General features: G+C 38.3%; 16 protein-coding genes. 11 read left to right on the top strand and 5 right to left on the bottom strand.

What is annotated here, in order from left to right; translation table 11 throughout:
• Nucleotides 1-24: 24 nt before the first annotated feature.
• Complete coding sequence (locus tag J2R98_RS05730) at nt 25-315, bottom strand: hypothetical protein (protein ID WP_307067006.1); 291 nt, start codon at nt 313-315, stop codon at nt 25-27.
• Between the two features lie 97 nt (nt 316-412).
• On the opposite strand from J2R98_RS05730, the gene J2R98_RS05725 reads away from it, so the two are divergent.
• From J2R98_RS05725 to J2R98_RS05715, 3 genes are all read left to right on the top strand, one after another.
• Nucleotides 413-889, top strand: coding sequence for a PaaI family thioesterase (locus J2R98_RS05725; protein ID WP_307067004.1), 477 nt, complete (start codon nt 413-415; stop codon nt 887-889).
• Nucleotides 890-1,229: 340 nt separating this feature from the next.
• A complete protein-coding gene (locus J2R98_RS05720) occupies nt 1,230-1,802 on the top strand; it encodes a hypothetical protein (RefSeq protein ID WP_307067002.1) in 573 nt (190 codons plus the stop codon).
• Between the two features lie 107 nt (nt 1,803-1,909).
• Nucleotides 1,910-2,500 (top strand): histidine phosphatase family protein, encoded by a 591-nt coding sequence (locus J2R98_RS05715; protein WP_307067000.1) that lies wholly within the window; start codon nt 1,910-1,912, stop codon nt 2,498-2,500.
• Between the two features lie 60 nt (nt 2,501-2,560).
• On the opposite strand, the gene J2R98_RS05710 is transcribed toward J2R98_RS05715, so the two are convergent.
• On the bottom strand, nt 2,561-2,779 hold the full coding sequence (locus tag J2R98_RS05710) for a hypothetical protein (RefSeq protein ID WP_307066999.1): 219 nt from the start codon (nt 2,777-2,779) through the stop codon (nt 2,561-2,563).
• 178 nt (nt 2,780-2,957) lie between these two features.
• Here J2R98_RS05710 and J2R98_RS05705 point away from each other — a divergent pair, with 178 nt between their 5' ends.
• The gene (locus J2R98_RS05705; protein ID WP_307066997.1) at nt 2,958-3,947 is read left to right on the top strand and encodes an HNH endonuclease domain-containing protein; all 990 of its coding nucleotides are present in this window, start codon (nt 2,958-2,960) and stop codon (nt 3,945-3,947) included.
• Between the two features lie 29 nt (nt 3,948-3,976).
• On the opposite strand, the gene J2R98_RS05700 is transcribed toward J2R98_RS05705, so the two are convergent.
• The gene (locus J2R98_RS05700; RefSeq protein ID WP_307066995.1) at nt 3,977-4,300 is read right to left on the bottom strand and encodes a nucleoside triphosphate pyrophosphohydrolase; all 324 of its coding nucleotides are present in this window, start codon (nt 4,298-4,300) and stop codon (nt 3,977-3,979) included.
• A gap of 168 nt (nt 4,301-4,468) precedes the next feature.
• On the opposite strand from J2R98_RS05700, the gene J2R98_RS05695 reads away from it, so the two are divergent.
• Together J2R98_RS05695 and J2R98_RS05690 are read left to right on the top strand one after the other, a co-directional pair.
• Nucleotides 4,469-5,047: a YusW family protein gene (locus J2R98_RS05695; protein WP_307066993.1), complete on the top strand. Its 579-nt coding sequence runs from the start codon at nt 4,469-4,471 to the stop codon at nt 5,045-5,047.
• Between the two features lie 95 nt (nt 5,048-5,142).
• A complete protein-coding gene (locus J2R98_RS05690) occupies nt 5,143-5,358 on the top strand; it encodes a DUF6366 family protein (protein WP_307066991.1) in 216 nt (71 codons plus the stop codon).
• A gap of 54 nt (nt 5,359-5,412) precedes the next feature.
• Here the strand turns inward: J2R98_RS05690 and J2R98_RS05685 are convergent, their stop codons facing one another.
• Entirely contained in the window at nt 5,413-6,939 is a 1,527-nt protein-coding gene (locus J2R98_RS05685) for a BCCT family transporter (RefSeq protein WP_307066989.1), read from the bottom strand.
• Nucleotides 6,940-7,101: 162 nt separating this feature from the next.
• Here J2R98_RS05685 and J2R98_RS05680 point away from each other — a divergent pair, with 162 nt between their 5' ends.
• Nucleotides 7,102-7,629: a hypothetical protein gene (locus J2R98_RS05680; RefSeq protein ID WP_307066987.1), complete on the top strand. Its 528-nt coding sequence runs from the start codon at nt 7,102-7,104 to the stop codon at nt 7,627-7,629.
• 15 nt (nt 7,630-7,644) lie between these two features.
• On the opposite strand, the gene J2R98_RS05675 is transcribed toward J2R98_RS05680, so the two are convergent.
• Nucleotides 7,645-8,247, bottom strand: coding sequence for a YczE/YyaS/YitT family protein (locus tag J2R98_RS05675; protein WP_307066985.1), 603 nt, complete (start codon nt 8,245-8,247; stop codon nt 7,645-7,647).
• A 121-nt stretch (nt 8,248-8,368) separates the two neighbouring features.
• On the opposite strand from J2R98_RS05675, the gene J2R98_RS05670 reads away from it, so the two are divergent.
• From J2R98_RS05670 to J2R98_RS05655, 4 genes are all read left to right on the top strand, one after another.
• On the top strand, nt 8,369-9,031 hold the full coding sequence (locus tag J2R98_RS05670; RefSeq protein WP_307066983.1) for an HAD family hydrolase: 663 nt from the start codon (nt 8,369-8,371) through the stop codon (nt 9,029-9,031).
• A 57-nt stretch (nt 9,032-9,088) separates the two neighbouring features.
• Entirely contained in the window at nt 9,089-9,553 is a 465-nt protein-coding gene (locus J2R98_RS05665) for a hypothetical protein (protein WP_307066981.1), read from the top strand.
• Nucleotides 9,554-9,957: 404 nt separating this feature from the next.
• A complete protein-coding gene (locus tag J2R98_RS05660; RefSeq protein WP_307066978.1) occupies nt 9,958-10,284 on the top strand; it encodes a DUF6241 domain-containing protein in 327 nt (108 codons plus the stop codon).
• Between the two features lie 275 nt (nt 10,285-10,559).
• Nucleotides 10,560-11,936 carry an aspartate aminotransferase family protein gene (locus J2R98_RS05655; RefSeq protein ID WP_307066976.1) on the top strand — a complete coding sequence of 459 codons (1,377 nt, stop codon included), beginning with the start codon at nt 10,560-10,562 and terminating at the stop codon, nt 11,934-11,936.
• Nucleotides 11,937-11,946: the final 10 nt, after the last annotated feature.

The raw sequence follows: 11,946 nt of genomic DNA, 5'->3' as shown, positions 1-11,946 counted from the left end.
AAGCCCGCTAATTGTCGCGAGCTTTTAGACGAATAAAACAATAAATGAAGATAATAGCGTTAAGATAGAACCGAGAAATGATGGTGAAATGATGAAGTCGTTATCCATTTGTTGCTGGGCCGCATTACCTCTTGTTGCAACATCAAAGACCTTCGTCGAAAGCGGTGTTGATCCACTATAAGTAAATACACAAGACACAATACCGACAACAAAAGCGATACTCATGAGGTGAAAGTCAGTAAAGTGGTAAATCGCATAAATGATGAGGTACAAAACTGCGATTGTCATGATGACTGAGAAGATGAATCTTTTCATAAAATCGCTCCTTATAAATTATATCAGTATAGTTATATTGTATCATATTTTGTTAAAATTTCGAATATTTAATCTAGATCTAGAAAGGGGATTCGCTGTGGAAACGATTAAACACGCTATACAAGATTATTATGCAGAGGATCTTGCTCATTGCTATGGGTGTGGTCGCAATAATAAGTTAGGCCACGGTTTCCGTACAGGGTGGAATGGAGAAGAGACGTTAACACTATATAAACCAGAACCAGAACATACAGCCATTCCTGGTTTCGTCTATGGAGGGTTGTTAGCATCACTAATTGATTGTCACGGCACAGGTTCAGCTTCCTTAGCTTTGCATCGTAAAAATGGATTCGAGCCAGAAGAGGGTGTGGAACCACCACGGTTTGTCACGGCAAAACTTGAAGTGCAATACTTAAAGCCAACACCTCAAAATGTGGAACTGCGAGCGACAGGACAAGTTGAAGAAGTTCATCCGAAAAAATTTAACGTCCATACAGAAGTGTACGCTGGAGAAGAGCTTGTTGCCAAAGGACTTGTCGTTGCAGCTGTCATGCCAGAAGGGTTTGGGGCTTAGTGATAGGCGAGCGACGTAATAGTTACCGAATAGGCAGTGATTAATACCGAATAGAAGGAATAATTACCGAATAAGCGGGGGTTAATACCGAATAGAAGGAATAATTACCGAATAAGCGGGGGTTAATACCGAATAGAAGGAATAATTACCGAATAGGCGGGGGTTAATACTGAATAGAAGGAATAATTACCGAATAAGCGGAGTTTAATACCGAATAGGGCAAATCATTACCGAATAAGCAGTGATTTATACCGAACAATATAACTTCGACATGTATAAAAATTCTACTTTAACTAAAATTAAGTAAGTAGAATTTTTTACAAGTTCGGGGGTTGCTTTTGTGACGTATGAAGAGTATTGGAATCGAATTTTTGAGCTGACCGAACGGCTGAGTCAACTGACAGAGAGTTACTGGCATGAGTATTCATCATGGGATACGTGGCAGTTTTGGGCCAATGTAATTTTGCTTATTGCACCTCTAATTATTTTGTATTTCGCCATTGATCGTACACGAATGTTTGAAATATTATTCTTTGGCCTTTTGATTCATATGCTTTGGAATTACTCTAGTAACTACCTAGAATCACAAGTTTTGTTTAGAAATTTACACTTCATTACCACAATGTTACCTTCAGCTTTTACAATGGTAGCATCAGCTTTACCAGTGGCTTTTATGCTCGTCTACCAATACTGTACAAATAATGGAAAAAACTTTTATATTTGGGCGGCAGGGTTAAGTGCCATCTTTGCTTTTGTAATTGCCCCAATAGAAATATTGTTCAGCATCACACATATGGGTGGCGGTTTCCACTACATTTACCTTTTTATAATTGACCTTGTATCTGCTTATATCACTTATTGGTTTGTAAGAGCGTTAATAAAATCGAGGGATCGAGCGATTAAGAACTCTTAGAGCATCTGTTGCGGGTGCTCTTTTTCTTGTGGAAAAGAAAAAAATGTAAAAGGGAAGCTAGATGTTCTACCTCCATTCTTATACAATAAACTAAAAGGGGTGGGGGAATGGAACTACTAATTGTAAGACACGGCCAATCAGTCGCAGACATTGAAAATAGACATGAAGGGCGAGCGGATTTTCCATTAACCGATCTTGGGAAAAATCAAGCCGCGAATCTCGCTGCGTGGATTCGGGATCATTACGAAATCGACAGGATCATTTCAAGTCCATTAAAGCGTGCTTTAACAACAGCTGAGACAGTTTCTGGCCATGTTGGTGTCTCGGTTGAACAAGACAGTGCGCTAATGGAATGGAACAATGGTCAGTTAGCAGGAGAATTAAAATCAGAAGCCAAAGAAAAATACCCTCTTCCTAAAGAAGGGCGTAAGCGACATGATGAACTTTACGAATGTGAATCAATGATCAATTTCAGAGCGAGGATCGAAACATTTTGGTCTAAACTGATGGAAACAGAAGCGGAACGAATAGTCATAGTTGCTCATGGTGGCACGATCAATATGCTGTATCAAAGCTTCATGAACCTACCAATGGATACGAATGTTGTCTTACATACGGGTGATACAGGTGTGCATTTATGGCAAGTTAAGGACAATAAAAGAATAATAAAGTTCTCAAACTCACAAGTTCATTTGTAAGTTGAGAAAAATAACGGGTCTACGTCAAACGCAACGTAGACCCAACTAGTATTAACATTGTTAAGCAGATTCTTCATCTTGTTCTAACTTCTCTTCCAACTCGGCAACCCGCTTTTCAAGATTACGTTCACTGGACCCTTTCGAAAATGTTAACAAAACACTAATTAACATCCCTAAACCAATCCCGATAAACATACCAGCACCAGTCTCACCAAAAAGCATTCCAATACCCATCCCTAGCAACAAACCACCAGGAATGATCAACTGTCTCGATGCCATACAAACCCCTCCAACTAAAGACTTATACTCTATACTATTACGACAAAGTTTGGGGAATTCCTTTTTCAGTTTGTTATTGTTAAGGAAGGTAAGTAGAAAAATATAGTCCTGTGTTTAAGTATGTTATTATAGAGTGAAAATAAAACTTTTACATTTACTGGGTTTGGTGGTGCTTTAGTTGGGACATAAGTTAAAAGTTGGAGAATTGAATGAAAGTTACTTAATAGATGAAGATATTTGGAGAGTTTTTACTAATGTTTTATCCAATAAGTCAGCTAAATCATCTACATACAAATACGCGTTAATTAAATCACTAATAGAAAACTTATATCAAGTAAATGACAATCTGGAACTTGGCTATGACCAGTTAGCATATGCATTTGCGAAAATATATTGGAATTTAATTATTCATCACGATTTGGTTAAACAGAACAGAGGTCCGAAAAATGCTAGAGTTGTAACTGAAATGAAAAAGTTTCAGAGCGAACATGGTATACCACAAGATTTTAGTTTCGATAAGATTAACCACGAACTGCAGTTAAAACTAGTTTCAAAGGTAAAAAGTGTAATGAAAGAAAATGTGTTTGGTGCCTTATGGGGTGATACAAAAGGGTTATTTTATGAGTTTGATCACAAAAGAGAGTATTTTAGATTTCACCCAGCTGTTCGTGAGTTCATGATGAAGTATCAAAGGTTGTTAGTGAACCTTACAAACTATCATATGGCCAAAATGGTAGAAGAATTGAATGAGTATCCATCTACTCAATACTTATTAGAAAAAGTTGAAAGTATCGCTAAGAGAGGTACCTTAAAACCTTTCGAGCGTATTTTGTTAAGTTATTTTGAGGCAGAGTGTTTTTATTGTGGTAAAGACTTAACTAAAAGTAATCGCAGTAGTCATGTTGACCACTTTATCCCTTGGTCTTTTGTTCAGTCTGATCAAGTATGGAATTTGGTAATGGCTTGTGGTGCTTGTAATAGTTCTAAAAGTGATAAGCTTCCAGAACGAGGTTATTTAGAAACAATTATCGACCGAAATGATCATTTGAAGAAAAGAGCCCATGACGAATCAAACTCGCTACTTAAAAATTACCATGAGCAAAAAATTATACTTCTATATGATTACTCGATAAAAAATGGTTTTGATGATATTTGGGTACCCAAATGATAGCTTGGGATGATTCCTAAGCTATTATTTTAACCCTCAACCTCTTTTAAATAAACTCTCTCATTAAATCCACCACGTTGCTGTGCTTTTTCCTCTCTAATCTTTTCTAATTGCTCAATAGATGAACCGTGAACTTTAGTTAGACTGTGAATCAACTCTAAAACATCTGCTAATTCTTCTAATGCTTCGTTATCTTCGTTGGTTTGTAAGTATTCATTAAGTTCTTCACTAAGTTTAGCTTTAAGTTCTTTTATGTACTTTTCTTCAGAAAGTATATCTGTTGTATAACTCTTTCCAGTTGCTGCAATTATTTGAGGAATTTTGTCTCTGACTAGTTTGTTATATGTTGGCATAATTTCACTCCTTTCCTCCATTGTAATCAATTTATCTGACAGCTTCAATTTCATTTCTAGTCTTTATTCCTATTTTGGAAAAATACCCCTATCTTAGAGCATAAAAAAGTGAATAATTGGGTAAGAAAAGATTGTGGCATCAAATGAGACAACAAGGAGTGTATTTAGATGAAGTTATTTATGACGTTGCTATTAAGTTCAATGTTAGTCATAGCGGCTTGTGGAACGACAGATGAGCCTGATGACGGCTTAGGAATGGAAGATCCGGCACCTGAGGATCAGGAAGGTGATATGGAAGCTGGAGAAGATACAAGTGAGTCACAAAACCGTGATGATGAAGAGGGTACTGGGTTAGAAGATCAAGATGAGGACTTGCATGAAGAATCTGAGGAAATGGAAGAAGAGGCCGAAGAGGGACGTAATTATGGGATTAAAGAGTTTGAATTAGAGATGGAGTTTGAAGACGGCGGTGAGTGGAGCTTTGAATATGAGCTTGGTGATAATGGAGATAAAGAAGCTGAAGTTGAAGTAGATAACGGTCAAGAATCTGATCGTGAAGGGCAACAGGCGATAGAAGAGCTTGAAAGAATGTTTGAAGCGGTACAGTTTTCACCGAATATGTCTAAAGATGAAGTGTTCCAAAGAATCTATGACCACCTTGAGATCATGGAAGGTGAGGTTAAAGAAATAGAGTTAGATGTCGAGTTTGAAGATGGCGAGATTTTGCAAATTGAAGAAGATTATTAATCGTTCTAACACGTGAGTTCTATTGAATTCGCGTGTTTTTTGTTGAAGGAATACTGATCGCCTCTATAGAATGAAATAGTTATAGGGGTGATCATATGAGTCGGAATCAGGAGTCTCCAGAAGAACGCCAAGAAAGAATGAGGCAAGAAGAGTTGAGAAATAACCCAGGTGGCAATTTAAGTGATTCGTTAAACCGAGCGAGTCATGGTAGTGCGGCTGACTTAGCGAGTGGTCTTGGTTGGAAGGGGACTGGAATATTAATCATTGTTCTGGTTGTAGCATTTTTCGCATACGCCTTGTTTTTCAATTAAAAGTGAACGCCATAAATGAAGCTCTTGGAATAGATCCAAGAGCTTTTGTTACGTTTACCAGTCTTCTTTTTCTTCGACTTTATGTTTCTGTAGCCCCTCGCGTTTTAATGATTTATAGATTGCATACATTAATAGAATCATTAAAAAGGTAAATGGGAAAGCCGTGATCGTTGCGGTTGCTTGTAATCCTTGTAAACCACCACTTAGAAGTAAGACTGTCGCAATGGATGAAATGAGTAGCCCCCATACGATTAAGGTTGAGCTTTTCGGATTTAAGTCACCTTCCGATGAGAATACTCCGAGAACATAGGTAGCTGAATTCGCTGATGTAATAAAGAAAATCGTAATCAGTATTAACGCGCCGATACTTAATAGTAAACTACCAGGTAGATGTTCAAGAACTAAAAACATCCCAACTTCAGGTGTTTCTGCGGTTGTTTCAGCTATGCCCAGGTCATTGTTTAACTCTAAATGCAAACCTGTCCCGCCAAAAGTGACAAACCATAAAATAGTAATAACTGTTGGGACAAATAGAACGCCTATAATAAATTCTTGTAGTGAGCGTCCTTTTGACACACGGGCGATGAAAGTACCGACAAATGGACTCCAAGAAATCACCCAAGCCCAGTAAAATAACGTCCAATCTCCCATCCATTCGTTATCTGTGTAAGGTGTTGTCATAAAGCTTAGTTCTGGTAAGCTAGTCGTATACTGCCCGATTGCACGAACAATTTGTTCAAAGATGAAAATAGTCGGTCCTAACACAAGGCCAGCGATAAGAAGAATACCTGCTAAGCCTAAGTTAGAAACACTTAAATAGCGCATCCCTTTATTTAAACCAGTAACGGCTGACAGTAAGAAAATAAACGTCACTGTTGCAATAATCATTAAGTAAACCATATTACCACTTTCAATGCCGAACACATGTGATAAACCACTGCCGACTTGAAGGGTACTCATACCAAATGATGTGGCAATTCCAATCGTCGTTGCGATAATAACGATTATATCAATCGTCTTACCAGGCCAACGATAGATTTGATCACCAATGACATTGTAAAAGGCAGAGCTAATCAGACCGGGTAAATTTTTACGGAACTTAGCAAAGGCTAGTCCTAGGGCTACGATGGCATAAATACTCCACGGGTGAATCCCCCAGTGGAAAATCCCATATAATATTCCGTAGTTAGCAGCTTCTTGACTGCCCGGTTCAATACCTTCAGGTGGATCGTTGAAATGGGATAACGGCTCACCCACACCCCAGAACACAAGACCAACACCCATGCCTGCTGCAAATAACATGCCTAACCAAGTGAAGTATGTATACTCGGGCTTTTCGCCTTTATGGCCTAATTTCATATGGCGGTATGGTCCAAATCCTAAAAATAAACAGTAACCTACAAACAAAGCTGTGGCTAGAACGTAAAACCAGCCAAACTGTTCGATCATTATCTTCATTATAGATTCCATTGTGTTTGTCATCGCCTCTGGAGCGGCAACTCCCCAAATGACTATAGCTAACACAACAACTGCTGAGACGATAAAAACACTGTAATGATTCAATTTTTCACTCCACTTCATTGGCATCTTCCTTTCAAACAACTCTACTTATATATTTCACAAAGTTTTAGTACAAAAACGTTTTTTTAAAAAGTTTATCGAGCAACTGATGTTTAATGGAAAATTTTGTGTTAAAGTAGTACGCACAATAGTGTAAATAATCTGTTTTAGGGGAGATTTAGTATGTTTCGTTTAATTACTCTACTTACGCTTAGTATTTTGTTAGTGTCTTGTGGTGACCAAGAAGAAGTGAATTCATCGATGGAAGCGGCAATAGAAGCGTCTTCAAATGATTTTGAGGTCATTGATGTTTTGAAAACAAAAGAGTTTGATGACTTTGGCATGATGTTTTATACGAGGCCATTTCAAGGGATTAATGATGCCATGTTAGCAACAGCTTATTTTGAAGAAGATGATGGACAGTGGCGTTATTTAACAGGGATTGGTGGAGGAGAGTACTATGAAGCCGACCAACTTTCTGTTTATAAAGAAAAAGTACTTCCAGCAACAGTTAGGGGAATGGATGAAGAATGGCTGGTTTATGGTGAAGTATGGGATTCGAAGGTCGACACGATCAAAGTAGATGGGGAAGTAGCAGAGGTCGTTGATGGAAATGACAGAAGTATTTTTTACATATTGCGAGATGAACATAGAACACCAGAGGTTAAAGGCTATTCGATTGAAGGTGAGCTCATCTTTTCAAACGAATAACCAGAACCACTTAGTTTACTGAATGCACGTCGTATACGGCTTAATGCTAAGAAAAATCTTTTGATAAATAGGACTTTGAATCAGCGTGAAAATGAACGTGAAGACAAAGACAGGTCCCCCTAAAACTAATCCAATTAGAAGTACACAGGACTCGACATAAATACGAATTCTTTGAATCGATTTACCGGTTAAATCAGCGATTGAAAGCATGAAACCATCACGAGGGCCAAGCCCGATTTGTGCAGCAGAATATGTTCCGCCTCCAACGCCCATCGCGACGATCGCTAACAGCATAATAGCGATATCCTCAACTAATGTATTTCCAACAGGGAACCATTGTAAGTATAGAAACAGATCCACAAACACACCGACTAAAAAGGCATTAAGGAATGTCCCAACATTGATATACTGACGTCTTGTGAAAAATGTAAAAATCATGATGACGAGGCCAATGATGATCGTCCAAGTCCCGACTGTTAACCCGATTAGGTCAAAGAGAGCAATGCTTAATACATCCCAAGGGTGAATACCGAGGTATTGCACTTGAATGGCAAGTGATATGCCATATGCAAATATAACTAGACCGGTGAAGAAGATGATCAATTGTTTAAAAATCATATGGAACATCCCTTTTTGCTTTTTATAAATAAATTATATTGTAACACGGAACCTCAGCTGGTGATATATGGAATTTAGTATGCTAAAATAGTAAGAAGAACAAGTCGAATGGAGTGTTTGTATGGCAGTTGTAACAGTTGATTTTGATGGCACGTTGTATCAAGGCAATTCGTTTAAAGTGATGTTTCAAGTTGCTAAAAAAGAGTACGGTGTAAAAGAGTGGGCTGTAGTTAGCGCTGGGTTAGTTAAGAGTGTGTTCGTCGGAATTTTTAAAGGGAAAGAGGCGTTTAAGCACCAGTTTTTCCATGGCTTCGTGAAGTCGTTTAAAGGTAAGACACAAGAAGATTTAGCATCGTTTTTTGATGAGTTAGCTAGAGGAGATCTAGAAAAAGTAAACCGTGAGTTAGTAGAAAAGGTTAAGCGTCACCAAGCAGACGGTGATGACATTGTCATCTTATCAGGTGCATTAATGCCTTTTTTAAATGCGTTCGTTCGTGAAGTCGGGTTAGAAAACGTCGCGACGATTGGTACGCAACTTGTTTTCGATGATGAGGGTGTCTGTGTTGGTAAGATGGGACGTATTGTAAATGGAGATGAAAAAGTTAACCAACTACGTGCTTGGCTTGAAAGAAATGAGAAGGACGAGGAGTCTGAAACGCTTTATGCCTATGCGGATAGCGAATCGGACGCGCCGTTATTGGATCTAGTCGACTACCCAATCGTCGTGAATCCTGATGAAAATATGGCGAAGTTAGCAACGCAAAAAAGTTGGCCGGTGTTTTAAAAGGATTTCCGTGTAGGGATCAAATCTTAAAGTAGGTGATTTTCTCTGAGTAACAAAGTGTTGGCTGTTGTCTCAGTTAGTGTGCTTATTGCCTTTACAACTATAATATTTTTGTTATATCCAAATCTCGCATCTAACGCTAACCAAGAAAGTGGTATAGGAGGGTCACACCATGAAAGCATTGAGCGTTTCACAACTAGTTTAGTTGAGTTGGAAGAGGAGTATGACATTGATTTTGAAAGTAAAACAACTGACGAACCAGCTGGTAATGCTCAAGCTCGTGCACATCGCATTATTGACCTCCTTGAAACTGAAATTTTAAGCCAAGAAGAATTAGACGAAATAACTGAAGAGGAATGGAGTAATGTATTTAGTGTGGTGAACAACCAAACATCAATGCTAAAAGTTTTAAGAAACCATGTTATAACTTTTAGTGAGGAAGAGCGGTATATAGAAGATCTTATAGTTGAATTGAACTTGTTGAGTGATGTATTAGCGTGGATTGTGTATGACCTTCATTAAAGAGGCTCGAGTTTAAACGGGCTTCTTTTTTTGTCGGGAATTGTAGGACTTTTTGTACGGAAATACCAGGAAAACACCTGTAAAAAATGTGGACAAAATTGTATGCTATTGGTACGGAGTGATGACCATGACAATATATAAATGGATCGTAGTAACCTTATTAACGATTTTACTATCAATTGTTGTTTTCTTTGCTGTTGTCGTTTTGTTAGACCGTACAGAAGCATCAGGAAGATGAAGAACGTGAAGCTTTACCTGTTGGGCGAATTGTAGATTCAGAGGAAGAAGAGGATGGTGAAGAGATTGAAAGAGGGGAAGTACATACGGTAGAGTTAACCCCTTTTGGAGACCCTGTCAGTCAGTCTGATTTGACTAAATACGAGGTAAGAGACTACATCCATAAAATGTCGCATCAAAAGATCGAGGCCGATATTAAAAGGGGATTCTATTTAATTACGGATGAAAGAATCCAGTGGCTAATTGAAGGGGTAGAACAAGCTCGTGGAGAAATGCCAGGGGGTGAAGTGTACTTGGATATATTGAATCGCTGGTCTCAAGGTGACTTTTCACGTGCTGATGAAGACCATAATGTGATATGGAATATGCAAAATGGTGAAATTGGCGAAGCGACAGGGATTTTAAGTGAAGAGGAAGAGCGATCTTACATTGAAGCAAATTTAAGCCAAGATGAAACAGCCTATGAAGAGTATCGAGATGTTTATTTGGATTAACCTTATTTGATTTCGTCTTGGAAAATCGCCTAATTATTTAACAATTAGGCGATTTTTTAATTTATTAGGCGAAAATCTAAATAATCGGGCGAAATTCTCAATAATCAGGCGAACGCTTAATTAATTGGGCGTTCGACTGAAAAATACCCATCACACTCAAAATTCATGAAATAAATTTTTCATTTTCCTTGAAAAGTTTGTGATAATGAAATAAAATTATCATATAAATAGATATATGAAATGATAATTTCACAAAAGACAAAAGGGTGTGGAAAATGAGTGCACATGTTGTGCGAGAGATGAATTTTGAAGATAAGACGAGAGGTTCGAAGCAGGCTTATGAGCAAGCGAAGTCTGTAATTCCAGGTGGGGTGACGGCTAATATTAAACACTTTGCGCCGCATCCAATTATTATGGATCAAGCAACAGGAAGTCAGTTAACAGATGTTGATGGCAATAATTATATAGACTATTTATTATGTTATGGTGCTTTAATTCTAGGGCATGGTCATGAAGCGGTTAAAGATGCAGTGTATAAACAGATGGGCCAGTGTGGTTCGTTTGTCTTTGGTGCTCCTCACAATTTAGAGTACCAAATGGCGCAAAAACTAGTAGACCTATTCCCTGGTATGGACCAAATTCGTTTTACAAACTCAGGGTTAGAAGCGACGCTTTTAGGTATTAGATTAGCTCAGGCTTACAATGGAAAGGGTAAAGTCGCGAAGTTTGAAGGGCATTATCATGGTGGTTATGATCAAATGCTTGTAAGTGTTAACCCAGATATGGAGCAAGCAGGTGAAGTGAATCAACCGAATGCTGTTGCTGAGTCGAGTGGAATGTCAGACTATCATTTAGAGCATACCGTTGTGTTACCGTTCAATGATATAGAAGCAACCAAGAAAATTTTAAGAGCGAGACAGGATGAGATTTCCGCTGTCATTTTAGAGCCTGTTCAAGGTGGCTTTATCCCTGCTGATGAGTCGTTTATGAAAGGTTTAAGAGAAGTGACAGAAGAGTTAGGGATTGTATTAATTTTTGATGAAGTCAAAACAGGCTTCCGTTTAAATGTTGGAGGTGCACAATCGTTATACGGTGTAGAACCTGACTTAACAGCACTAGGAAAAGTGTTAGGTGGAGGTTTCCCTGTTGGTGCACTTGGTGGTAAGATTGAGTTAATGGATTTAATGTCGCCGGAAAGAGGTCAAGACATCTTAACTTCAGGTGGTAGTCAGCAAGCTACAGATCGTGCCTTATTCCATAGTGGCACATATAATGGTCACCCGACGGTATTAGCTGCAGGACTTGCGACGATTGAAGAATTAGAGAAACCTGGCGTTATGGATGACTTGTTGAGGAAGACTGAGTATCTACGAAATGAGCTGGAGAACTTATATGATCGTTACTCAATTCCAATGCAAACGATTGGTATGGGAAGTATCTTTAATATAGTATTTACAGATCAAGCGGTAAAAAATTATCGTGACTTAAGTCAAGCAGATATGAATTTAAGAAAACAATTAGATTATGAATTACTAGACCTTGGCATTTATACTAAGCCTGGAAACCGTTATTCAATGAGCACTGTCCACAGTGATGAGGATATACAGGCAACAATCGATGCACATGAACAAGCAATACAACGTTTAAGATAAAATTTTTAAG

It is taken from the genome of Alkalibacillus filiformis, assembly GCF_030814115.1.
GTDB lineage: Bacteria > Bacillota > Bacilli > Bacillales > Alkalibacillaceae > Alkalibacillus > Alkalibacillus filiformis.
The sequence above is the reverse complement of the archived record's forward strand: the minus strand, read 5'-3'. Positions and strand labels throughout refer to the sequence as shown.

What these genes read in the sequence shown, in the direction of transcription:
- J2R98_RS05730 (WP_307067006.1), bottom strand. Translation starts at nt 315, where the DNA reads ATGAAAAGATTCATCTTCTCAGTCATCATGACAATCGCAGTTTTGTAC.
- J2R98_RS05715 (WP_307067000.1), top strand. Translation starts at nt 1,910, where the DNA reads ATGGAACTACTAATTGTAAGACACGGCCAATCAGTCGCAGACATTGAA.
- J2R98_RS05710 (WP_307066999.1), bottom strand. Translation starts at nt 2,779, where the DNA reads ATGGCATCGAGACAGTTGATCATTCCTGGTGGTTTGTTGCTAGGGATG.
- J2R98_RS05700 (WP_307066995.1), bottom strand. Translation starts at nt 4,300, where the DNA reads ATGCCAACATATAACAAACTAGTCAGAGACAAAATTCCTCAAATAATT.
- J2R98_RS05695 (WP_307066993.1), top strand. Translation starts at nt 4,469, where the DNA reads ATGAAGTTATTTATGACGTTGCTATTAAGTTCAATGTTAGTCATAGCG.
- J2R98_RS05690 (WP_307066991.1), top strand. Translation starts at nt 5,143, where the DNA reads ATGAGTCGGAATCAGGAGTCTCCAGAAGAACGCCAAGAAAGAATGAGG.
- J2R98_RS05685 (WP_307066989.1), bottom strand. Translation starts at nt 6,939, where the DNA reads ATGAAGTGGAGTGAAAAATTGAATCATTACAGTGTTTTTATCGTCTCA.
- J2R98_RS05680 (WP_307066987.1), top strand. Translation starts at nt 7,102, where the DNA reads ATGTTTCGTTTAATTACTCTACTTACGCTTAGTATTTTGTTAGTGTCT.
- J2R98_RS05675 (WP_307066985.1), bottom strand. Translation starts at nt 8,247, where the DNA reads ATGATTTTTAAACAATTGATCATCTTCTTCACCGGTCTAGTTATATTT.
- J2R98_RS05670 (WP_307066983.1), top strand. Translation starts at nt 8,369, where the DNA reads ATGGCAGTTGTAACAGTTGATTTTGATGGCACGTTGTATCAAGGCAAT.
- J2R98_RS05660 (WP_307066978.1), top strand. Translation starts at nt 9,958, where the DNA reads ATGTCGCATCAAAAGATCGAGGCCGATATTAAAAGGGGATTCTATTTA.
- J2R98_RS05655 (WP_307066976.1), top strand. Translation starts at nt 10,560, where the DNA reads ATGAGTGCACATGTTGTGCGAGAGATGAATTTTGAAGATAAGACGAGA.